26 protein-coding genes and 1 pseudogene are annotated in these 20,414 nt (G+C 46.0%); 21 read left to right on the top strand and 6 right to left on the bottom strand.

Features of this window, described 5'->3' with window-relative positions; genetic code table 11:
• Nucleotides 1-4 precede the first annotated feature (4 nt).
• The 19 genes and pseudogenes from NSB25_RS01910 (at nucleotide 5) to NSB25_RS29585 (ending at nucleotide 16,071) form a co-directional block, all read left to right on the top strand.
• Entirely contained in the window at nucleotides 5-574 is a 570-nt protein-coding gene (locus NSB25_RS01910; protein ID WP_242982271.1) for an AAA family ATPase, read from the top strand.
• 74 nt (nucleotides 575-648) lie between these two features.
• Entirely contained in the window at nucleotides 649-1,230 is a 582-nt protein-coding gene (locus NSB25_RS01905) for an AAA family ATPase (protein WP_242982272.1), read from the top strand.
• Nucleotides 1,223-1,933 (top strand): annotated as a pseudogene (locus NSB25_RS29870) (RloB family protein). Before NSB25_RS01905 ends, NSB25_RS29870 begins: the two are co-directional and overlap by 8 nt.
• Nucleotides 1,860-3,914, top strand: a complete 2,055-nt coding sequence (locus tag NSB25_RS01895) for a hypothetical protein (protein ID WP_146039958.1) — start codon at nucleotides 1,860-1,862, stop codon at nucleotides 3,912-3,914. Before NSB25_RS29870 ends, NSB25_RS01895 begins: the two are co-directional and overlap by 74 nt.
• A 195-nt stretch (nucleotides 3,915-4,109) precedes the next feature.
• Nucleotides 4,110-6,356: an excinuclease ABC subunit UvrA gene (locus NSB25_RS01890; RefSeq protein WP_257479216.1), complete on the top strand. Its 2,247-nt coding sequence runs from the start codon at nucleotides 4,110-4,112 to the stop codon at nucleotides 6,354-6,356.
• Between the two features lie 106 nt (nucleotides 6,357-6,462).
• Entirely contained in the window at nucleotides 6,463-7,350 is an 888-nt protein-coding gene (locus NSB25_RS01885) for a helix-turn-helix transcriptional regulator (protein ID WP_103237957.1), read from the top strand.
• 109 nt (nucleotides 7,351-7,459) lie between these two features.
• Nucleotides 7,460-8,128: an ABC transporter ATP-binding protein gene (locus NSB25_RS01880; protein ID WP_242982278.1), complete on the top strand. Its 669-nt coding sequence runs from the start codon at nucleotides 7,460-7,462 to the stop codon at nucleotides 8,126-8,128.
• Nucleotides 8,125-8,868 (top strand): ABC transporter permease, encoded by a 744-nt coding sequence (locus NSB25_RS01875; protein WP_103237958.1) that lies wholly within the window; start codon nucleotides 8,125-8,127, stop codon nucleotides 8,866-8,868. Before NSB25_RS01880 ends, NSB25_RS01875 begins: the two co-directional genes overlap by 4 nt.
• A gap of 87 nt (nucleotides 8,869-8,955) precedes the next feature.
• A complete protein-coding gene (locus tag NSB25_RS01870; RefSeq protein ID WP_103237959.1) occupies nucleotides 8,956-9,792 on the top strand; it encodes an AraC family transcriptional regulator in 837 nt (278 codons plus the stop codon).
• Nucleotides 9,793-9,822: 30 nt separating this feature from the next.
• Complete coding sequence (locus NSB25_RS01865; protein WP_103237960.1) at nucleotides 9,823-10,179, top strand: DNA alkylation repair protein; 357 nt, start codon at nucleotides 9,823-9,825, stop codon at nucleotides 10,177-10,179.
• Complete coding sequence (locus NSB25_RS01860; RefSeq protein WP_172454933.1) at nucleotides 10,176-10,790, top strand: TetR/AcrR family transcriptional regulator; 615 nt, start codon at nucleotides 10,176-10,178, stop codon at nucleotides 10,788-10,790. Before NSB25_RS01865 ends, NSB25_RS01860 begins: the two co-directional genes overlap by 4 nt.
• A 1-nt stretch (nucleotide 10,791) precedes the next feature.
• A complete protein-coding gene (locus NSB25_RS01855) occupies nucleotides 10,792-11,193 on the top strand; it encodes an SRPBCC family protein (protein ID WP_103237962.1) in 402 nt (133 codons plus the stop codon).
• A gap of 87 nt (nucleotides 11,194-11,280) precedes the next feature.
• Complete coding sequence (locus NSB25_RS01850; RefSeq protein ID WP_103238018.1) at nucleotides 11,281-11,859, top strand: TetR/AcrR family transcriptional regulator; 579 nt, start codon at nucleotides 11,281-11,283, stop codon at nucleotides 11,857-11,859.
• Nucleotides 11,860-11,936: 77 nt separating this feature from the next.
• Complete coding sequence (gene ilvB, locus NSB25_RS01845; protein ID WP_103238019.1) at nucleotides 11,937-13,670, top strand: biosynthetic-type acetolactate synthase large subunit; 1,734 nt, start codon at nucleotides 11,937-11,939, stop codon at nucleotides 13,668-13,670.
• The gene (gene ilvN, locus NSB25_RS01840) at nucleotides 13,667-14,167 is read left to right on the top strand and encodes an acetolactate synthase small subunit (protein WP_103237963.1); all 501 of its coding nucleotides are present in this window, start codon (nucleotides 13,667-13,669) and stop codon (nucleotides 14,165-14,167) included. Before ilvB ends, ilvN begins: the two co-directional genes overlap by 4 nt.
• 274 nt (nucleotides 14,168-14,441) lie before the next feature.
• Nucleotides 14,442-14,582, top strand: a complete 141-nt coding sequence (locus tag NSB25_RS01835; protein WP_172454934.1) for a hypothetical protein — start codon at nucleotides 14,442-14,444, stop codon at nucleotides 14,580-14,582.
• Nucleotides 14,569-15,180, top strand: coding sequence for a hypothetical protein (locus NSB25_RS01830; RefSeq protein ID WP_103237964.1), 612 nt, complete (start codon nucleotides 14,569-14,571; stop codon nucleotides 15,178-15,180). Before NSB25_RS01835 ends, NSB25_RS01830 begins: the two co-directional genes overlap by 14 nt.
• 27 nt (nucleotides 15,181-15,207) lie before the next feature.
• Entirely contained in the window at nucleotides 15,208-15,888 is a 681-nt protein-coding gene (gene mtnN, locus NSB25_RS01825) for a 5'-methylthioadenosine/S-adenosylhomocysteine nucleosidase (RefSeq protein WP_103237965.1), read from the top strand.
• Nucleotides 15,889-15,912: 24 nt separating this feature from the next.
• A complete protein-coding gene (locus NSB25_RS29585) occupies nucleotides 15,913-16,071 on the top strand; it encodes a TetR/AcrR family transcriptional regulator (RefSeq protein WP_103237966.1) in 159 nt (52 codons plus the stop codon).
• Between the two features lie 150 nt (nucleotides 16,072-16,221).
• Here the strand turns inward: NSB25_RS29585 and NSB25_RS01815 are convergent, their stop codons facing one another.
• A complete protein-coding gene (locus NSB25_RS01815; protein WP_103237967.1) occupies nucleotides 16,222-16,581 on the bottom strand; it encodes a helix-turn-helix domain-containing protein in 360 nt (119 codons plus the stop codon).
• A 560-nt stretch (nucleotides 16,582-17,141) separates the two neighbouring features.
• On the opposite strand from NSB25_RS01815, the gene NSB25_RS01810 reads away from it, so the two are divergent.
• On the top strand, nucleotides 17,142-17,558 hold the full coding sequence (locus NSB25_RS01810; protein ID WP_103237970.1) for a sigma-70 family RNA polymerase sigma factor: 417 nt from the start codon (nucleotides 17,142-17,144) through the stop codon (nucleotides 17,556-17,558).
• Nucleotides 17,548-17,730 carry a helix-turn-helix domain-containing protein gene (locus NSB25_RS01805; protein WP_103237971.1) on the top strand — a complete coding sequence of 61 codons (183 nt, stop codon included), beginning with the start codon at nucleotides 17,548-17,550 and terminating at the stop codon, nucleotides 17,728-17,730. The genes NSB25_RS01810 and NSB25_RS01805 overlap by 11 nt, the downstream gene beginning before the upstream one ends.
• 119 nt (nucleotides 17,731-17,849) lie before the next feature.
• On the opposite strand, the gene NSB25_RS01800 is transcribed toward NSB25_RS01805, so the two are convergent.
• The 5 genes from NSB25_RS01800 to NSB25_RS01780 are packed head-to-tail and all read right to left on the bottom strand — an operon-like array spanning nucleotide 17,850 to nucleotide 20,263.
• The gene (locus NSB25_RS01800) at nucleotides 17,850-18,269 is read right to left on the bottom strand and encodes a DUF6075 family protein (RefSeq protein WP_103237972.1); all 420 of its coding nucleotides are present in this window, start codon (nucleotides 18,267-18,269) and stop codon (nucleotides 17,850-17,852) included.
• A gap of 59 nt (nucleotides 18,270-18,328) precedes the next feature.
• A complete protein-coding gene (locus NSB25_RS01795; protein WP_103237973.1) occupies nucleotides 18,329-18,703 on the bottom strand; it encodes a DUF4313 domain-containing protein in 375 nt (124 codons plus the stop codon).
• A gap of 25 nt (nucleotides 18,704-18,728) precedes the next feature.
• Nucleotides 18,729-19,262 (bottom strand): decarboxylase, encoded by a 534-nt coding sequence (locus NSB25_RS01790; protein ID WP_103237974.1) that lies wholly within the window; start codon nucleotides 19,260-19,262, stop codon nucleotides 18,729-18,731.
• Nucleotides 19,263-19,296: 34 nt separating this feature from the next.
• Nucleotides 19,297-19,845: a hypothetical protein gene (locus tag NSB25_RS01785; protein ID WP_103237975.1), complete on the bottom strand. Its 549-nt coding sequence runs from the start codon at nucleotides 19,843-19,845 to the stop codon at nucleotides 19,297-19,299.
• The gene (locus tag NSB25_RS01780; RefSeq protein WP_103237976.1) at nucleotides 19,838-20,263 is read right to left on the bottom strand and encodes a DUF6809 family protein; all 426 of its coding nucleotides are present in this window, start codon (nucleotides 20,261-20,263) and stop codon (nucleotides 19,838-19,840) included. The genes NSB25_RS01785 and NSB25_RS01780 overlap by 8 nt, the downstream gene beginning before the upstream one ends.
• Nucleotides 20,264-20,414 lie beyond the last annotated feature (151 nt).

Here is a 20,414-nt window from a genome sequence, read left to right as displayed (position 1 = left end):
AGAGATGCTGTGCCAATTTACAGTGAAAAATTATAAAAGCATTCGGGATGAAATGACCTTTGATATGCAGGCAGCTGCTATTTCTGAACATGAAAATAATATAATTCGTGATAAAGATGGAGAATTGTTTTTGCCGATTTCCGCAATATATGGGCCAAATGGAGGTGGAAAGTCAAACGTATTGGAGGCAATGCATACGTTGGCTTCAAAAGTACTTCGTCCATTATATGCAACTGGTGATAAGGAGGAACGTATATTTCTTCAGAAAAGGCTGCTCATCGAACCTTTTGCATTCTCAAAAAAAACGAAAAGCCAGCCAACAGAGTTTGAAATTTTTTTCCGTACAGAAATTGCGGAGTATCGGTATAAACTCCATATCATGAAGGATGTTGTAAATTATGAAAGTTTGGACCGTGTAAAATTGGACACGGGACGACGTTCAGCGCTTTTCGAACGGGATACGGAAGAAATTTCTTTAAAAGGTGTATTTTCCAAACTGAAAGCCAGTGAGGACTTGTCCGCGACATTACCGTTGCTGTCTTATCTTGGGATCACTTATAAAAAAATGAGGTAGTAAAAGATGTTCTGGATTGGTTTGAATACGGAATTGATATTTTAAACTATGGTAATCCGATTGAAGAACTTCGTATGGCAGTATCAAATTCAGAGGATGTGAAGCAGCTTATGCTTGACATGATACAGGAAATGGATCTGGATATCGTGGATTTTCGTGTAGTTGAGGATGAAAATGACAGAATCGATGTGTATACAAAGCATTTGGTGGATGGCTATGAGACGGAGTTAAACTTACTGGAAGAATCCAGCGGGACAAGGAAATTATTTGGTTTAATGCCATTTATTGCCGGATGTTTACTTACGGGAACCGTTTTGGTTATTGATGAACTGGATGCAAAGATACATCCTGTTTTGCTGCGCCATATTATTATGATGTTTAATGATATGAGTATTAATAAAAAGAAAGCACAATTAATCTTCACATCCCATGATCTGTCTACAATGAACAATGAAGTGTTTCGAAGGGATGAAATCTGGTTCGTGGCAAAAGGGAATGCTCAAAACTCTAAATTGTATTCATTGGTGGAATTTAAGAACGAAAAAGGCGAATCTGTTCGTAAGGATGCCAAATTCGATAAGCAATATCTGGAAGGAAAATATGGCGCTGATCCGTATCTCAAAAGAATTATAGATTGGGGGAAGGTCAATGCCTAAAAAAGCCGGAATGGAGAAGTGGAAAAAGAAGCGCCGTCAGGAGTATCTGGAAATGAAGCAGTACAGATACTATATCTTCTGCGAGGGGCAGCAGACAGAACCTCTGTATTTTATGGGATTCAAAAAGCTGATTGAAGATAATCCGATTTATAAGGATATGGTTCTAATTGAAATAGAACCCTGTCAGGCAGAAACGATGCGAGTAATCGGAATGGCGGAAAGATATGTAAAGAAGAACAAAATCCAAAAGGGCCAGATTTGGCGCGTTTATGATAAAGACAGCTTTCCGGCAGATGATTTTAATGGTGTTGTCAATCGGGCAGAGAACTTAAATTAAGAAAGTTCTCAACTTCAATATCATACAGCATGGAGTAATGAATGTATTGAGTTCTGGTTTCTTTTGCATTTTGCATATTATACAGCGAATAATCATAGGAGGGAATACATAGCATTCCTGAATGATAAATTCAGGGAATTGGGGATTGGAAAATATCAGAAAAATATGAAAGATATTTTTGATATTTTGACGGAAAAAGGAAATCCAAAGCTGGCAATTCGATATGCCAAACGTATCATAAATGATGGTAAAAGTAAGACACCAGCAGAAATTGCGCCGGGAACGAAGGTGTATGAGTTGGTGGAAGAACTGGTTAAGTATTTGCCGGAGCATGTTGCACAGAGATTTAAGGAAGCTTGCAATTAAAGGGGGAGAGTATTTGGATACATCAGTAAAAAACAAAAAACTACGAACTTTGCCTTGGTATGCTTTACATGATATTGCAGTAAAAAAGGGAATAGAAGAAAAAGAAGTTAACGGAAAGGAAAAGAATACAATAATAGATAAGATATTATCTTATGGGATCCTTTCGGATGAGGAAATAGAGCAATATGTAAATGATTATATTTATGGTGACCGAGTAACGTTTACGTTATGGACATTTCAATCATCGTTGAAAGATTCAGATTATGGTATTGTTAATTCCCTGGAAAATGTGGAGGAGGAATATCTTTCTGTTTCTGGATATAGAAAATTAAAAATTTTATCTGTAAAAGAATATGAGGACCGTACAGAAGTTTTATATGTTTATAGCAAAGAATATACTTATGTTAATGAGGATGGGCAAAATGCCAGTGTATGGGAACAACATAGAGGATGCTTATGGATTGGAAAGGCATCAACATATCTTGCCTGCATTAGTAAACATGAGAAAATGACGGCTTTTATGACAAAATACATTGCTGATTTATTTAAAAACCCGGTAACACAAATAAAGCCCCCAAAATCAGCAATTGACAAATGCACAAATTCTAAGGCCATAAGCAGAATTGTGTTGCAGGGAAAAGGTGGAGAGAAAACAATTGTGTCAAGAGCTGGGGGAATTACGCCTGATCAAGAAGAAGAGATTAGCAGAATTCGTTCTGAGAGAATTGATACATCTGGGAGTTTTATCTCGGCAATTACCGAGAATATTGATGCTACGATTAAATATAATGTTAGAAACGGCAGTATTGGAATTTATAAACATTTGCCAGCTTCTGTTCTGTTTGAGTGGTCTGAAAATTCGATTAAAATTATTTTGGAGGAAATTGAAAAATTAAAAGGGAAGCCAGCTGAAGAAATTTTTAAAGAAGTAGGACAGGAAATAAAATGGACAGGGGCAAGCGGAATTGAAATTACGCAACTGAATTGGTATTTGACACAAATTATAGCTTCTCTTGATAGAGACGAGTATGAGTTCCAGATTCCGGTAGATAAATTATCGGTATTGGATAATAGTAAATGGTTTATCAAGTTTCCGAGAATATATTGCAAAACTTGTGATTCTTATGAGACTCCATATTGCACTGAATGTGGAACAGAGTTGAAGATGGGAAGGGAGATAATAAAAGAATGTGAGTGTGGGGCATCCTTAAAAATTAAATGTGCGGATGGTCATGATACTTGTGAGATTGTAAATTGGTATGTTCCAAGATCTATATTGGTAAGTATGATCAATAAAAATATTCAGAAAATATTTAAAGACTATTCTTTAGAATATAATATCTGCATTGTAGGCGATATGGGATATATTGTTAATGGAACAGAGAATTTGCAAACAGAAGTTGAAATTCCATTTGCAGCAATAGAATGCTTTAAACATGATTCAGTGGCCCTTACACATAGAGTGAAAGCTTATGCGGTAAATATGAATGAGAAATGTGGTTCTGGAACCTGTTCATATGCAAAAATTGAAAAATGTACTGAAAATGATGGAATGGCATGTTTACCTAAAGTTTTTTATACCATTTTACCAGGCTATCGTCCACAACCTCACAAAGGCATGGAGTATGGGGATGTTGCTGCGGAAGTGAAAATTGGAAATAAAGCATATGATTTAAAGGGTATCATAAAAAAGAATAGTGAAAACCGACCTAGAAAATCTGTTAATGATGATGAAAAAATAAGAAAACCACTATTATCAACATCAGGAGAAGGGCAGGAGATAATTCGTCAGTTTGTGGAGCAGGGAATGATAGATGCTCGTTGTCAAATAATAGCAGTAGTCATTCCGCAATATATTGATGCAGGATTTAAAGGAACTTTGAGACACTTGGCAAGGTTGTCTGGAAAGAAAGTAACATTTATTGAATTGGACGAGTTATCCGAGCTGATTTCAATTAACAAAAAAATATTGGTATCATAATGCAATAGGAACCTTTGGAAAAATCCAGAGGTTCTTATTGTTACTATACGCTGTTAAAGATTTGACGGAGGACTCGAAAATAAAGAAGTGGGAATGAAGTTTGTCTGTTCTGAAAAGGGCAAAAAAAGTCGAGTACATTTTCCGGCATGCTGTTATACTGCTAAGACCAGGCCAAAGGCCAGAAAGGAGAACATCATGCCAGATCAGAATCATATCGTTATTCAGGGCTTATGCCAGAACAATCTGAAAAATATTTCCTTAAAGATACCAAAACAAAAGCTCGTTGTATTCACCGGGGTCTCCGGCTCCGGGAAATCCAGCGTCGTGTTTGACACCATTGCGGCAGAGAGCCAGCGCCAGATGAACGAGACCTACAGCGCTTATGTCCGGGGCAGGCTCCCGAAGTATGAGAAACCAAAGGCGGAAAGAATCGAAAACCTTTCCCCCTCGGTCATCATTGACCAGAACCCCCTTGGGGGCAACGCCCGTTCCACGGTGGGGACCATCAGCGACATGTATTCCGCCCTGCGGCTGCTCTACTCCCGGATCGGGGAACCCCATGTGGGAACACCCTCCTGCTTTTCCTTCAACAATCCGGGGGGCATGTGTCCGGAGTGTTCCGGATTGGGGAAGGTGATGACGCTGGACGTCCTTCCTCTTATAAAGGAAGATAAAAGCTGGAATGAGGGGATGGTGGAGCTGCCCACGTTCCGTGTGGGGAACTGGTACTGGAAGCAGTATACAGACAGCGGCCTGTTTGACCTGGATAAAAAATGGCAGGACTATTCCGAAAGGGAACGGAACCTTCTGCTGTACGGTTCGGAGGAACCGGGCGGGAAGCGGGTGTCGAAGCAGGTGGAGGGCATCCACAACATGATGAGCCGGCTGCTGTTAAAAAGGGACAGCTCCGAACTTGGGGAAACTTCTGCAGGCCGGCTGGCAAAATATGTCCGGGAATCCGACTGTCCCCTCTGCCATGGGAAACGCCTAAACGGGGCGGCCCTGTCCTGTAAGATTGCCGGGTATGATATCAGTGAGATGTGTGAGATGGAGTTGACAGAACTGAAACGGGTTCTGGGGACAGTCACAGACCCAAAGGGCAGGTCGGTGGCGGAGAGCCTGGTTATGACCCTGACCCGCATGATCGAGATCGGCCTCCCTTACCTTTCCCTGAACCGGGAAGCGGCTACCTTGTCCGGCGGGGAGGCACAGCGCCTGAAGCTGGTGCGCTACATGGGGAGCGCCCTCACGGGCATGCTCTATATTTTCGATGAGCCAAGCACCGGGATGCACCCACGGGATGTACACCGCATGACCAGGCTGCTGCGTGCCCTCCGGGATAAGGGGAATACGGTCCTGGTGGTGGAGCATGATAAGGATGTAATCTCCATTGCGGATGAAGTGATCGATGTGGGGCCGCTGGCAGGAAAAAACGGCGGGGAGGTTCTCTATCAGGGCAGCTATCAGGGGCTCCTTGGCTCCGGCACATTAACCGGGAAGGCCATGGAGATGGAGATACCCTTTAAGGCGGAGCCAAGGAAGCCCCAAGGGTTCCTGCCTGTCAAACATGCCAGCCTGCACAATCTGAAACAGGTTTCCGTTGATATCCCCCTGCGTGTGTTGACTGCGGTGACCGGTGTGGCAGGCTCCGGGAAAAGCTCCCTGATCCGGGACGTGTTTGCCGGGCAGTATCCGGAACAGGTCATCCTGGTGGACCAGTCCCCGGTGACAGCCACCGGGCGTTCAACCCCGGCCACCTTCCTGGGGTTTTTCGATGATATCCGAAAACAGATGGCGAAAGAAAACAACGTGAGCGCCGCCCTATTTTCCTTTAACAGCAAAGGCGCCTGCCCGGTCTGCAAAGGACGGGGGGCTGTCACCACCGAGCTGGTCTTCATGGACCCGGTGACGACCACCTGCGAGGCTTGCGGCGGGAGCCGTTACAGCAACGAGGCGCTTTCCTATTTATACAAAGGGAAAAATATTGTGGAGATTCTGGATATGAGCGCAGAGGAGGCCGAAGGCTTCTTTTCCGGCCGTCCGAAAATCTGCAGGGCGCTGCACGCCATGGTGGAGGTGGGGCTTCCCTACCTTTCCCTTGGACAGCCCTTATCCACTCTGTCAGGGGGCGAGCGGCAGCGGGTAAAGCTGGCAAAATACCTGGGACAGAAGGGGAATATCTATGTGCTGGATGAACCCACCACCGGGCTCCATGCTTCCGATGTGAAGACAATTATGAAACTTCTGGACGGCTTTGTGGAGCAGGGGAACACGGTGGTTGTGATCGAACATAACATGGATGTGGTAAAGCTGGCGGATTACGTGATTGACATGGGGCCGGACGGGGGGACGCTGGGCGGTGAGGTAGTCTTTACCGGGACCCCGCAGGCGCTGGCGGAGCATGGGCAGACCATTACGGCTGATTATCTGAGGAAGCGCTGATAAAATCAGCGTTTCCCTAAAGAATCGGAAAACAGCAAAAAAAGTCGAGACAAAAAGTGGGGGGCATTATAAAATAATAAGCCAAGGAAGAAGGAGGTGGTTTATTTTGAAAGAACAGACAGCGGCGGTCCAGAGGATGCAGGATTATATCGAAACCCATCTGGAAGCGGATATCACACTGGCACAGCTGTCAGCCGTCTCCCTGTTTTCCCCCTGGCATTCCTACCGGCTGTTTAAGGAGTTTTTGGGGGTGACGCCGGCAGAATATATCCGCAGGCTCCGGCTTTCCCGTTCCGCCATGCGGCTGAAGGAGGAACAGTGCCTTGTGACGGAGGCGGCCTTTGACTGCGGGTTTGGCAGTGTGGACGGGTATACCCGTGCCTTTTACCGGGAATTCGGCTGCAGGCCGGGGGAATATCTGAAGGACCCGGTGCCCATTGCCCTGTTTATCCCATACGGCGTGAAATTCGGAGAACTGAGAAAGGATGTTTTGGATATGGAAATGAAAAATCTCCAGAGCGTATTTATCCAGGTGATCCAAAAACCGGAGCGAAAGGTCATCATCAAACGAGGAATAAAAGCAGAAGATTATTTTGCATACTGTGGCGAAGTGAGCTGTGAGGTTTGGGGAATATTAAAAAGCATGGATTCCCTTTGCGGGGAGCCGGTCTGCCTGTGGCTGCCGGGAGCCTATAAAAAGCCCGGCACTTCCACCTATGTACAGGGCGTGGAGGCAGAGGCAGATTACCATGGGGAAATCCCGGAGGGGTTTGATGTCATTTCCCTGTCTGCCGCCGAGTATCTGGCGGTCCAGGGGGAGCCTTTCCGGGAGGAGGATTATTCCCAGGCGATTCTTGCCGTACAATATGCCATCGACCATTATGACCCGTCTGTGATCGGATACGAGTGGGACGAGGAAAGCCCCCGCATCCAGCTGGAGCCCAGAGGGGAGAGGGGATACATTGAGCTTCGGGGAATTAAAAAGCAGCAGTAGCGGTGCATACCGTTACCGGAAAAAGGAGGATAAGTTGAGCGAAACGAGAAAGAAAACAGAAGAGGCTGTTAAAACAACGGGCCTTACCAAAAGCTATCAGGGAAGAACTGTGTTGAAGGGCTTGAATTTGTCAGTCAAGGCCGGAACGGTCTTTGGTCTGTTGGGGGCAAACGGCGCCGGAAAGAGTACCACTATCGAATGCATCCTGGGAACGAAACAGGCCGATGGCGGAACCGCCCTGGTATTGGGGCGGGATGCCAAAAAGGACCGGTGCGCTGTATTTCAGAAAGTGGGCGTCCAGTTTCAGGAAGGGGATTACCAGACGGAAATCAGGGTATCCGAGCTTTGCGAGGAAACTGCCTGCCTGTATGAGAGGCCGGCAGACTGGCGGAAGCTGTGTGAACGTTTCGGAATCGGGGATAAGACAGGTCATGCCGTAAAAAGTCTTTCCGGCGGGGAGCGCCAGCGGCTGTTTATTGTTCTGGCGTTGCTACCGACCCCAGAGATTGTGTTCCTGGACGAGCTGACTACAGGGCTGGACGCAAGGGCGCGCCGGACGGTGTGGAAGATTCTTGAGGATTTAAAGGGTGAAGGGCTGACCATCTTCCTCACTTCCCATTTCATGGATGAGGTGGAGGCCCTCTGCGATGAGATCTGTATTCTGAGAAAAGGGGAGGCCGTCTTTTACGGCACCGTGGAGCAGGCGAAATCTCAGAGCGGCTGTGAGCGTCTGGAGGATGCCTATTTGAAATTTGCGGACGAGGAGGTTGTGGCATGAGAACATTTTTCAGTCTTTTAAAAACAGAACTGAAGCTGAATATCCGGAATATGAACATGGTGATTTTTGCCGTCATTATGCCGGTTGTGGTACTGGTCATCCTTGGTTTCATATACCAGACAAAGCCCGCCTTTCCGGGGGCGGAGTACACGTTCCTGGAGCAGTCCATGAGCGCGGTCTGTACCATCTCCATCTGCGCCGGGGGCCTGATGGGGCTGCCTCTGGTGGTAGCCGGATACCGGGAACGGAAAATCCTCAAACGGTTCCGGGTGACGCCCATCAGCCCGGTTATGCTGCTGGGGGTGGAATTTACCATCTATGTGCTGTATGCCGCAGTTTCTATGGCTCTGGTCTTTCCCATGGCGGCTGTGTTCTGGGGCGTAAGGCTTCCCGGCAGCCCGGCGGCATTCCTTGGAAGCTGGCTTCTTACCCTGGTTTCCACCTTAAGCATCGGGATGATGGTGGGCGGCATTGCGAAAAATGAAAAAATGGCCAGTGTGATCGCCTGCCTTTTGTACTTTCCCATGCTGATTTTTTCCGGGGCCACGCTGCCCTTTGAGGTGATGCCGGGGATGATGCAGAAAATCGTTGCCCTTTTCCCGCTGGCACAGGGGATACAGCTTATGAAGGCGGCTTTTCTGGGGATGCATACGGAATCTGTCTGGGTACCGGCAGCGGTTATGGGAATCGTCACCATTTTGTGTGCAGGCGCGGCGGTGAAATTTTTTAAATGGGAGTGAGTTCTTTCGGGCTATCAATTCGTAGCGTTCAAATGCGAGGTTTTTTGTGAGAGAATCGGCTATAATAAAAACAACAGGGGGAACACGATGGACTGGATAAAACGGTTGAACCAGGCGATTGATTTTATAGAAGAAAACCTGGATGGGGAACTGGATTATGAGGAGGTAGCCGGGATTGCGGGCTGCCCTTCCTACTATTTCCAACAGATGTTTTTATATATGACAGACATGACACTGCGGGAATACATACGGCGGCGCAGGCTGTCTCTGTCCGCCGTGGAACTGCAAAAGGGAAATGGAAAAGTAACGGATATTGCCATGAAGTATGGTTATGAATCTCCCACTGCGTTTACCAGGGCTTTTAAGAATTTTCATGGAATCACGCCCTCCGCTGTAAAAACGGAACCGGTATCCTTTCAGGCATATCCGCCCATTTCTTTTTCCATGGCAATCCACGGAGGGGCGCCGCTGCAGTTCAGGATAGAGGAAAAAGAAGCGTTCCGGATACTGGGAAGGTCCTGTCCCCTGTCGAAAGAACTGACAGAGAATTTTGAAAGGATACCAGCGGTATGGGATGCCGCACTGGCAGACGGAACACTTGCCAGATTACTCTCCATGGCAGAGGGAAAGCCGGAGGGACTTCTCGGTGTCAGTATCCATCATACGGAAGACTGGAAATATCTGATTGCTGTCCGTTCCGATCAGAAGCCGGGGGAATACGAAGAATATCAGATTCCGGCATGCAAATGGGCGGTTTTTGAAGGAAAGGGAACGAACCGTACCCTTCAGGAGCTGGAAAAGCGTGTCATTATCCAGTGGCTTCCTACGTCCGGCTACACCTACGCAGAGATACCGGATATTGAGGTGTATCTCCATGCAGACCCGGAAGACGCGGTCTATGAATACTGGCTTCCTGTACGATAAGAAGAGCATGGAACCGGAAGGAGGATACCGATGGATGGTCAGGAGATGATAAATGAGCTTAGGGCACAGGCTTCTGAGAAATACAGGGAAAATATGATTCGGATGGGGATACCGGCCGAAAATAGTATTGGTGTGGCAACGTCCGTAGTAAGGGGCCTTGCAAAGAAAGCCGGGAAATCGCAGGAGCTGGCATTTGAACTGTGGAATACAAAATACCACGAGGCAAGGATGCTGGCGCACGAGTGGATGGAAGGAGAAAGCAAGGCATTGAGATGGATTGGAAAGGATGCGGCGAAGGAACTGGAAACCATGGTAAAGGCAGAAGGGCGGGGACGTCTGATTTCCGCAAATACCAGGATGGGAAAGGAATCAGGAGGTTCGGGATGAACGGGAAGTTTTTTGCGCTACCGCAGGAAAGGCAGGAGCAGATCATAAATGCGGCATATGGTGTGTTTTCCAGGAACAGCTATAAAAATGCGTCCATGTCCAGGCTTGCGGATGCCGGCGGCGTATCCAAATCCCTGCTGTTTCATTATTTCCTAAATAAAAAAGAACTGTATCTGTACCTTTGGGAACATGCATGCAGGCTTTACCGTGAAAAAGTAAGGAAGGGAGATACGCAGACCACGGATTTGTTTGAGATCCTCTGCCAGAGGGTTCTGGCAGGCTGTGTCTTTATGAGGGAAGCCCCGACCATATACCTGTTTATCTTGAGGGCATTTTTTGAGGAAAACCCGGAAATCAGGGAAGAACTTCAGAATCATTATAAGACATCCTATCTTCACGGGACAGAAGATATACGGGGTTTGGCAGATATGGACCTGTTCCGGCCGGGGATTGATACGCGGCTGCTGTTAGAAGAGATTAACGGTTATCTTCTCAGCTGTTACTGGAAGATGTTTTCAACCGGGGAGCTGAACCCGGATTCTCTGGAAAAGGACTTCCTGAAAAGAGTTGGACAGTGGAAAAGGGTATACCTGAAAGAAAGGAATCATTAAGATGGCAGTTTCAAATATAAGAGCAGACTTTCACGCAGAACTGCAAAAGGTTTGGGAGATTGTGACTTCTCTGGAGGATACGGCGTGGCGCAGCGATCTGAGCAGGGTTGAGATTATAGATGATAAGCAGTTCGTGGAATATACAACATCCGGCTGCCAGACCACCTTCACCGTTACAGTGAGGGAAGAATGCCGGCGATGGGAATTTGATATGGAGAACGACAACATGCATGGGCATTGGACAGGGATTTTCTCCAGCAAAGGCAACGTAACAACGATTGATTTCACGGAGGATGTTACAGCAAAAAAATGGTTTATGAAACCGTTTATCGGGGCGTATCTGAAAAAGCAGCAGGCTTTATATATAACGGATTTAAGAAAAGCTTTGGAACATACCTCATAAGTAAAGCGGGAGGAATTATCTTTTCTATTGACTTTTTACAAAAAGGAGAATAGAATGATAGCAAGCACTTGCTTAGGGGTGGGAAGAATGGACGAAACAAGCCAAAAAATCATTGACGCAACCATGTCTCTGATTCGTGATAAAGGGTATGTTGCCACAACGACAAAAGATATCGCACGTTTAGCCGGCGTAAATGAGTGTACGCTGTTCCGTAAATTTCAAAATAAAAAAGATATTGTACTCCATGGGGTATCTCAGGAAAAATGGAGAGCGCATGTTACGCCGGAGCTTTTCAAAAATGTGCAATGGGAGTTAGAGCCGGATTTAGAGATGTTTATGAACGCATATATGGATAAAATCACTCCGGATTTTGTAAATCTGTCCATTGGCTTAAGAGCGCCACAGCTTTATGAAGAAACTGCCTCTATGATCATGAAAGTACCACAGGCATTTATTTCTTCTCTGACAGAATACTTCAGGAAAATGGAGGAACTGGGGAAAATTCCTCATTATGATTTTGAAAGTCTGGCGATGACTGTTTTTTCTTCCACGTTTGGTTATACCTTTTTAAATGCGTCTTTTGGCCAGAACCTTACGGATGTGGGCAGAGAAGAATTTATCAAAAACAGTGTGAAGATATTTGTAAATGGGATTGTACAGAAGTAAAAATGGTACTGTATATTCAGTGCCATTTTATCATACCTAAAAGCAAGCAAGTACACGCATACAAGGAGGCAATGATGATGATTACAGGCGCGGAATTATTTGTGAAAGCTCTCAAGGCGGAGCAGGTAGATACCCTGTTTGCCTACCCGGGCGGACAGGCAATCGACCTGTTTAATGCCCTTTATGGCGAGCAGGATATTGATGTTATTTTGCCGCGGCATGAGCAGGGATTAGTCCATGCGGCGGACGGATACGCACGCTCCACGGGAAAAGTCGGGGTCTGTCTGGTTACAAGCGGACCGGGAGCTACCAATTTAGTGACAGGGATAGCGACAGCGAATTATGACAGTGTTCCACTGGTATGCTTCACCGGGCAGGTACCTACCGGGCTGATTGGCAATGACGCCTTTCAGGAGGTTGATATTGTGGGTATCACAAGAAGTATCTGCAAATACGCCGTAACGGTCCGCAAACGTGAGGAATTGGCGGCGGTCATCAGGAAAGCCTTTCTTATTTCCCGGACAGGGAAACCGGGCGTTGTTGTTGTCGATTTACCGAAGGATATACAGAGGGAATATGGCAGTGACGACTACCCGGAAGAAATCGAAATCAGAGGATATAAGCCGAAGCTTTCCCTTCATCCGGGACAGTTAAAGAAAGCACTGGAAACATTGAATCACGCAAAGAAGCCCGTCTTTTTGGTCGGCGGCGGCGTGAACATCAGCCATGCACATTCGGAAATGCTAAAGCTAGCAGAAATGACAGGGGTTCCCGTTGTTACTACCATCATGGGAAACGGGGCAATTCCCACAACCCATGACTTGTATATCGGGAATCTGGGAATACATGGAAGCTATGCAGCCAATACAGCTATCAGTAATTGTGACGTCCTCTTTTCTATCGGGACAAGGTTTAATGACCGCATAACAGGAAAAACCGGACACTTTGCCACCCATGCGGCAATCATCCATATAGATATAGACCCCGCTTCGATTTCCAGAAATATAGAGGTGGATATTCCCATTGTTGCGGACGCAAAAACGGCTCTTTTGGCATTGCTTGAAAAAGCGCAAAAATTAGATACGGAGGAATGGCTGGAGCAGATCAGGCAGTGGAAAAGCCAGTATCCACTCTCCATGAAAACAGAAGGGCTGACCCCGGAAAAAGTGATAAGGGCAATCAACCATACGTTTGACAACGCGATCATTGCCACAGATGTGGGGCAGAACCAGTTATGGGCGACACAATTCCTGGAATTAAGCGAAAAGAAGCAGATGCTGACTTCCGGGGGCTTAGGAACCATGGGCTATGGCTTTCCGGCTGCTATTGGAGCCCAAATCGGAAATCCGTCAAAGGATGTTATCGTTATTTCCGGGGACGGCGGCATGCAGATGAACATTCAGGAAATGGCGACCGCAATCTGCTATGAACTTCCAATCACCATCTGCATACTGAACAACGGTTATTTGGGAAATGTACGGCAATGGCAGGAAATGTTTTTTGACAGGCGTTATTCCAGCACCTGTATGCGGTACAGGAAAAGCTGCCCCGGCAGCTGCAATACCCCGACAGAGCACTGCCCGGAATATACGCCGGATTTTCTTAAATTGGCGGAAAGCTACGGGGCAAACAGTATTCGCGTAACAAAAGAAAATGAGATAGCCGCTGCCCTTGAAACTGCAAAAGACACGCTAAAAGTACCTACTGTCATTGAATTTATCATTGAGCCGGAGGAAAATGTTATGCCGATTGTTCCGCCCGGCAATGCTTTGGACGACATGATACTGAAAAACGGGGATAAGGGAATATGAAAAAGAGATGGATTTGTTTATTTGTTGAAAATGATGTAGGGGTTCTTGCCAGAATATCGGGACTGTTTTCCGGGAAGTCCTATAACCTGGCCAGCCTGACCGTGGGGACAACCGAGGACAGAACGGTTTCCCGTATGACAATCAGCTTAACCAGTGACCACAGGACATTTGAACAGGTAAAAAAGCAGCTGGGCCGCTGTGTTGAGGTAATTAAGGTAGTTGATTACACGGATATTGCGATCCATATGAAAGAGCTGATGTTTGTAAGAATCAATAACTGCTCGGCCCGGGATATTGACGAGATATTCAAGATTTCGCAAGTGTTTCAGGTATCGGTTATTGATTATTCCCCGGAGACAGCGCTGATTGAGAGTGTGCATACAGAAAACCGTAATAATGATCTGATTGCATTACTGGAGAAATGCTATGCAAATCGAATTGAAATTGTTCGGGGAGGTAGTGTCGCTATTGAAACGTTAAGCATAGCTGATCGATAAAGAGGAATGAGGTCTTCTCAAAATTGGTCAATGGGGTGATAATAAAAAGTATAACATAAAATGGATAAGGGAATTACGAAAGGAGCTTACCAATGCTTTACATTAAACATTATTCTAAGACCTGTCCCGGTGGGAAGAAAGCCGTGGATGATTTGTCCCTGCATGTCCGCTCTGGCGACAAATACTGGGAGGACCATAATGAACGGGAAATTTTTTGAACTGCCATTGGAAAAGCAGGAACAGATTATAAGCAGCATATGTGGTGCAGGCCGGAATGCTGGTATGCGCTGTATATGACAAATATTCTGCCCGGTACAGGGTGCAGATGGAGCAGGCGGCGGATCTTTACATAGCATATTTCAGAGATGCTCCTTTACCAGATGCAGAGTTTGAGGATGGAAATGAAAAGGGGTGAACAGAAATTGAACATAGCAGGGGTTAAATTCGGGATAATCTTAATCATGACAGCCATATGTCTGGCAGGATGTACGAAAGAGGAAGCTTTTGTTGACAGCTGTGATTCGGAAATAGCGGAGCAGGTAACCAGTATTATGCAGGAATCCCAGAAGGAACGTTATAACCTGGAGAATTGTGAGGTTCTTGTTACGGAAGAAAGCAAAGAGGCTGGATTTTTGATTCGGAGAATGACATTCCAGGCAGACTGGAAACAGATCAGAGAACCGGAGGATGACCCGCTGATACAGGGAATGCTGCAGGCCAGGGATGAGCTGAAATCGCCTGGGGAGAAGGAGGCGGCAGGGAGGATCATTGATGGATATATAGTGGAAATGAATGGTGAACCGGAAACGGAAAAAATCGAAACAAAATTCGTTGCACAAATTTCTCTGGAAAACGAAACATGGGAACTGTTTTATCCGTTTGTACAGGAGGGAAAGGAAACGCTGCTTCCACTCCGGGAATATGCGGAAGAAAACTGGTTTGAAAATGCTGGAAAGCGGATGCAGGAGGGACGCAGGCGTTTGATTGCTGAAATCACAGGGGCAGATGAATAAGGACAATGAGTGATAAAGGAGCAGACTATGAATAAAGATTGGGGTACAGAAAGTAAAATTGGGATTATGTGTGCAACGGCCAGGGAATTTGTCCCATACCTGTCCGTTATGCAGATCAGGAAAACGGATGAATGTGCAATGCATTCGTTTCATGACGGCACAATAAAGGATATATGCACAACGGCAGTTTGTTCTGGCTGTGGAAAGATTAACGCATCCATTACGGCACAGCTTTTAATCGACAGATATGATGTGGATGCAATTATTTTTTCAGGAATAGCAGGCGGGATGAGAAAAGAGGTGAAGATATTTGACACAGTGGTATGTACCGCATCTTCATTCCACGATACGGATAATGAGATATACACAGATTTTCCGGTGATGAAAGCGCCGGTATTTTATGCAGATGATGGATTGACTGCACTGGCAAAGGAAGTAGCCGGAAGGATAGGACGGAAAATACATTTTGGGGTTGCGACAACAGGAGACAGATATATGGAGCCGATTCATCCGGATGCACTGTGCATTGATATGGAAACTGCAGCCGTAGCCCATGTCTGTTATCTGAACAAGATTCCGTTTATTGCGATCCGTTCCATTTCCGATAATGATAAAGAGGCCGGGCAGGAGGCAATCAACAGGAATTATGATAAGGCAGTACAGCAGTCATATCAATTTGTTTCAGAAATGCTTGAGGGAATCAGATAGGAGAACGCCGCACGGAAGGGACAGGTGTTTTTCCAAAATGGTTATAAGGAAGCCTCTATATTAAAAATTGCAGATGCCGGAGGAATATCAAAATCGTTGTTGTTCCATTACTTCTCAAAAGGAAAACTAAGAATTAATTTGACATCTTCTTTGAATCGGTCAACGGGTTTATACTGTTATTAAGCCGTAATGGGCGGTTAAAGTGAAATATACAATCCTCTGTTTGTGGAACTGACTGTGACAAATATAATAGGGCAGAAAAGAAAAGCCGGCGGTACAGATAGACTATCTGTACTGCTGGCTTTTTTCTGCCTTGTGGCATAAGAATTCCATTTACAGAGCTTCTGTTACCTCTGCGCTTCTGTCAGTTCCTGCCAGAGCCGTGGCGGTGGCAAGTAATACGGACAGGTCTTTCTCGTCACATTGAGAAAGAAGCCGCAGCAATTCATGGTATGTAGAGTCCGTTTTGTGACTGTCTGAGAAGATACAGTCATCCGCAGATATATTCAGCGTTCTGCAGATATGGTAAAAACCTTCAATACTGGGGGAACAGCGGCAGCGCTCCAAATCTTTCTGGAAGGAAAGAGAATGGCCAAGGAGTTCTGCGCATGTAGCCTGTGTCAGACGTTTCTTTGCCCTGGCAGCTTTCAGTGCGTTTTTGAAAACTTGGGCATCCTTGATTGATAGAGACATTGTCGTCACCTCCTTGTTAGTAGTGTAATGGCATACCTTTTAAAAGTAAAAATGGTATAGACATCTCTATATAGTAGCGTATAAGACTACTAAGCATCCAGATTTCTGGTGAACAAAAAAACATGGTTCATCAGAGATCTATTTGGGTGCTTTTTTTGACCATGGGAAAGGCGCATGGTCATATTGAAAAGTAGATATAAGCCGGATGCCGGCAGGGGGATTCTGTTAAAAAAATCGCATCTTGTTATAAGGACGATTATACTTGCAATGGTAGTTTGGTACGCTACTTTTTGAAGATAAATATAAAAAAGAGAAAAAAGGGTGATTATTTCGGTCATATACCGGATAATGATCCTTTTTCTGCTGTATGGAAAGAGGCAATGAGGGAATGCTTTCTTCCTGCCGTTCGTGGACCGCCCTTCACATCCTGAACAATTCAGAGTGTAAAAGGGAGGATATAAAAGATTACAGGAAAAGAAGACTCTGCGCATTCCCGCTGCCGATCTCCTCCAACTTCAGATTCTTGCAGGCAAAGATCTGGAATTTAAGGAGGAAAAGCCATGTGGCAGAAGAACAACGGAAAAAGTGAAACAGAAATCGTACAGAACCGATTTACAGCGTATCTGGCAACTGCAGTAAAACGCCGCAGGAACGATTACCTGCAGCAGCAGGACAGACGCCAGCAGATAGAAAGCCTGACCGAAGACTACCCATTTTTGCTGGAATACAGCATAGAGCAGGATATGCTTCTTGGTCTGCCTGTGCTCATGCAACTGGAGGACAGTGCGCTTCTCTGTGCGCTGAAGGAACTGAGTGAGCGGGAGCGTTACATATTCCTTGCAAGGGCATTGGACGGGAAAGGCTTTGAGGTTCTGGCAGAGGAAACGGGAATGGGATATAAAGGCGTATCAGCGGTTTATTACCGGACGGTACAGAAGATTAAAAGAAAGATAGAGGTGATGAAAAATGAATTTTAAGGAAATGCTTTTGCAGGCGAAGGTCGGCAGGGAGCCAGCGGTCATAGCTTTACTGGAGATGTATAAGCCGCTTCTGGTTAAGTATGCGATCATCAATGGAAGGTTTGATGAAGATCTGTACCAGGAGTTATGTATCACACTGTTAAAGTGCATCCAGTTATTCCGGATGTAAGGAGCAGGCGGCAGGAGAGGGAGATTCTCCCTCTCTCTGCTGTCTGTTCTTTTGATTTCTGTACCTGTGCAGAGCCGTTGTATGCCCGTGGCCGGGTATCCAATGGCTTTGCATTTTTCTTATGTAGATGCTGTATACTCCGGATAACGGATTTGAACTGCCTGCCAGAAGTAGGGGGCATAGGAACAGCAGAATAAATCCTCTGCTGTATATCGTCTGCATTCATCCAGCTGCTCCTCTGGGGCTTCATAATCATAAATACTGGGCGTGTGGTTACAGTACAGACCGAAAGCCATTCTGACGACTCTCATGCTTCCACTGGTCTGCCAGCCCTCTCGAAGACATTCCGTTTTTACGTTGCCTGTGGCGAAGTCATAAATACGGTCAATGTTGCGTCTGGTATCACTGCTGATTCCAAGGCAGTAGCAGAGAGCATTATGATAAACGTCTGCTTGCCTTACTCTTTTGAGGCTTTCATAATAGAAGATTTTATGTTCTTCACAGATAAAAAGGATATTTTCTTTATTATGTTCACTCATGTTCTGCCTCCTATTCTTTCATATAATCATGGATATACTGATTGTTCCTGCAGTGGCTTTTATGAACCATATCTTTTTCTCCAGTCATGAAGGTATGCAGAATATCCATCCGGATCAATTTCCAATAGTCTCTCTGGCCGAAACCGGTATTCCGGGTACTGGCAGTATCCGCTCCTGGCATATATCCCGGTAGGAACTGCCAGCCCATGCCGTATGATCCACGCCAGGATTTCTTCGCCGTTATTGTTGGTGTCAATAAAGGCGCAGTTTTGAGGCCGGACGGAATCCAGATTGACGGTCAGGACATTCCAGGGTTCCGGTTCTCCATTCTCCCAGGAAGTCATAGTGACGGCAAGGTTCCCTTCCATATAGGAAGTGATTTTCAGCTCAATCTTATAGGTGGTTCCATATTTCTCCAAATCAAATGTTTTCATATTGTCTCCTTTCGGTGTGTCTGTATTATGCTGCTGTTTTTGGCTTGTCCTGTGCCGGGAGGAGGATTACCCCTTTTTCCACCTCTGCAGGCGTCCATGCGTTGTTTTTCCACATACAGCCGCTTGCCACATTGTAAAACTTTGGGGCTTTGGGCGGATTCCCAAAGCATTCATCATCCAGATACAGACAGATATGCCTGTCATAAAAGGGGAGAAGGGCCTGGTGAATCTGTTCTTTCAATGACAGGGTAAGCTGGTCAATCTCTGCGATATCCTGCCGCTTGAAGGCAGCTGCGGAGATCTGTTTCAGGATGTCGGACTGGTCAACGGTTGACTGAATCAATGGCTGTGCTTCCGCCATAAAGTCCGCACGGATGCGGATGTTATCCAGTGTGACCTGTTTGACATAGGCCGTGGCCGTGGAACTGATATTCTGCCGTAACTCGTCAAAAGGCTTTTTATATTTCGTCTTCAATATCTCCAGGGAGACTGCGTCAAGGTTTCTTTTTAAAAGGTCAAGATATTCTTCCAATGCATTTCGCAATTCGCTGCTTTTCATATGGATACCTCCAATCCTGTAAAATATTGTTTTCCTAGAAATCGTCCTCCCAGGGAGACAAGATATCTCCGGCTGGGAATGGGGAACTTTTTTCTGTCTCTGTCGGCTCCGGCTGTTTTGTTTTCGCGTCCTCTGCTTTTTTCTCCGCTGCATTTTGCTGTCTGCGGACGGTGAGTGCCAGAGCTTCTTCCCCAACATCATCCGAACGCTGTTTCTTTGCCCGCTTTTTACGGCATTTTTCCACAGCGGCAGCATAATCGTAGCCGATGGCAGTCTGGAATTTCTCCGCGATTTCCCTTAACTTTCCAGCCTGGTATTCATAGGTGGCCTTGTGGAAGCCGGTCAGGTGCCACTGTTCACACACCAGATCCAGCATACGGGTGTAGTCCATAAGGGCGTTGATAGTCTTTAAGATGTCACCATAGCAGGTTTGCAGCTCGTGGGAGCCATCCAGGTCTACATAGGAGAGTGTAAGCTCCTGCTGCAGATATTCCTCTATCTCCATGTGGTGTGCCAGCACCGGCTCATAGATCTCCCTGGGAAGTTCCGGCATGTTTGCGGATGCAGTGCTCTTATTATTCATCCGGTTCACCTCCTGTCTGCGGCTGCAGAGTCGTAAGCCCGCTGACGATCATCTGGACGGCGGTGCGGTATCCACAGCAGTAGGATTGTTCTGCAATGGCGCTGTCTCTTTCGGAAACTGCCGTCTGGTACTGCTCAAAAAGCCTTTGGGACTGGCCCAGGGCAGGCAGCAGCGCTTTTTCTGCCTCTTTGACGTTCTGATCCAGCCTGGAGGGAACCGTAACGCATCCGTAAATGTCAGGCTCATAGTTCCCATAAAACAGGTTATGTAAGAAGTCAGGCTCCCTAGTTTCTGCCAGCTGTATGGCAGCAGGGACAGGTTTTGAAAGAGCCTTGGCAATATCCTGGAGTGTTTTAATCAGTTCTGGAATCTGTTGGTTGAAAAAGGTAGTACCCATTTTTGTTTCGTGAAAATTCATCTGTGATCCTCCTTTCGTTGCCCGATAACTTCTCGGAATCTTCAGCCCTTATTTCATGGTGCTTTCAGAACCTATTTTTCAAAAATCACCCACTTTTTTCTCAAAAACACTTGACAAACCAGTCAAAAAATGCGGCGCTTCGCGCCCTTGA

It is taken from the genome of Acetatifactor muris, from assembly GCF_024623325.1.
GTDB classification, from domain to species: Bacteria; Bacillota; Clostridia; order Lachnospirales; family Lachnospiraceae; genus Acetatifactor; species Acetatifactor muris.
This window is presented reverse-complemented; position numbering and strand designations above follow the sequence as displayed.

What these genes read in the sequence shown, in the direction of transcription:
- NSB25_RS01910 (WP_242982271.1), top strand. Translation starts at nt 5, where the DNA reads ATGCTGTGCCAATTTACAGTGAAAAATTATAAAAGCATTCGGGATGAA.
- NSB25_RS01905 (WP_242982272.1), top strand. Translation starts at nt 649, where the DNA reads ATGGCAGTATCAAATTCAGAGGATGTGAAGCAGCTTATGCTTGACATG.
- NSB25_RS01895 (WP_146039958.1), top strand. Translation starts at nt 1,860, where the DNA reads ATGAGTTGGTGGAAGAACTGGTTAAGTATTTGCCGGAGCATGTTGCAC.
- NSB25_RS01890 (WP_257479216.1), top strand. Translation starts at nt 4,110, where the DNA reads ATGCCAGATCAGAATCATATCGTTATTCAGGGCTTATGCCAGAACAAT.
- NSB25_RS01875 (WP_103237958.1), top strand. Translation starts at nt 8,125, where the DNA reads ATGAGAACATTTTTCAGTCTTTTAAAAACAGAACTGAAGCTGAATATC.
- NSB25_RS01870 (WP_103237959.1), top strand. Translation starts at nt 8,956, where the DNA reads ATGGACTGGATAAAACGGTTGAACCAGGCGATTGATTTTATAGAAGAA.
- NSB25_RS01865 (WP_103237960.1), top strand. Translation starts at nt 9,823, where the DNA reads ATGGATGGTCAGGAGATGATAAATGAGCTTAGGGCACAGGCTTCTGAG.
- NSB25_RS01860 (WP_172454933.1), top strand. Translation starts at nt 10,176, where the DNA reads ATGAACGGGAAGTTTTTTGCGCTACCGCAGGAAAGGCAGGAGCAGATC.
- NSB25_RS01855 (WP_103237962.1), top strand. Translation starts at nt 10,792, where the DNA reads ATGGCAGTTTCAAATATAAGAGCAGACTTTCACGCAGAACTGCAAAAG.
- NSB25_RS01850 (WP_103238018.1), top strand. Translation starts at nt 11,281, where the DNA reads ATGGACGAAACAAGCCAAAAAATCATTGACGCAACCATGTCTCTGATT.
- ilvB (WP_103238019.1), top strand. Translation starts at nt 11,937, where the DNA reads ATGATTACAGGCGCGGAATTATTTGTGAAAGCTCTCAAGGCGGAGCAG.
- ilvN (WP_103237963.1), top strand. Translation starts at nt 13,667, where the DNA reads ATGAAAAAGAGATGGATTTGTTTATTTGTTGAAAATGATGTAGGGGTT.
- NSB25_RS01835 (WP_172454934.1), top strand. Translation starts at nt 14,442, where the DNA reads ATGCTGGTATGCGCTGTATATGACAAATATTCTGCCCGGTACAGGGTG.
- NSB25_RS01830 (WP_103237964.1), top strand. Translation starts at nt 14,569, where the DNA reads ATGAAAAGGGGTGAACAGAAATTGAACATAGCAGGGGTTAAATTCGGG.
- mtnN (WP_103237965.1), top strand. Translation starts at nt 15,208, where the DNA reads ATGAATAAAGATTGGGGTACAGAAAGTAAAATTGGGATTATGTGTGCA.
- NSB25_RS01815 (WP_103237967.1), bottom strand. Translation starts at nt 16,581, where the DNA reads ATGTCTCTATCAATCAAGGATGCCCAAGTTTTCAAAAACGCACTGAAA.
- NSB25_RS01810 (WP_103237970.1), top strand. Translation starts at nt 17,142, where the DNA reads ATGTGGCAGAAGAACAACGGAAAAAGTGAAACAGAAATCGTACAGAAC.
- NSB25_RS01805 (WP_103237971.1), top strand. Translation starts at nt 17,548, where the DNA reads ATGAATTTTAAGGAAATGCTTTTGCAGGCGAAGGTCGGCAGGGAGCCA.
- NSB25_RS01800 (WP_103237972.1), bottom strand. Translation starts at nt 18,269, where the DNA reads ATGAGTGAACATAATAAAGAAAATATCCTTTTTATCTGTGAAGAACAT.
- NSB25_RS01795 (WP_103237973.1), bottom strand. Translation starts at nt 18,703, where the DNA reads ATGAAAACATTTGATTTGGAGAAATATGGAACCACCTATAAGATTGAG.
- NSB25_RS01790 (WP_103237974.1), bottom strand. Translation starts at nt 19,262, where the DNA reads ATGAAAAGCAGCGAATTGCGAAATGCATTGGAAGAATATCTTGACCTT.
- NSB25_RS01785 (WP_103237975.1), bottom strand. Translation starts at nt 19,845, where the DNA reads ATGAATAATAAGAGCACTGCATCCGCAAACATGCCGGAACTTCCCAGG.
- NSB25_RS01780 (WP_103237976.1), bottom strand. Translation starts at nt 20,263, where the DNA reads ATGAATTTTCACGAAACAAAAATGGGTACTACCTTTTTCAACCAACAG.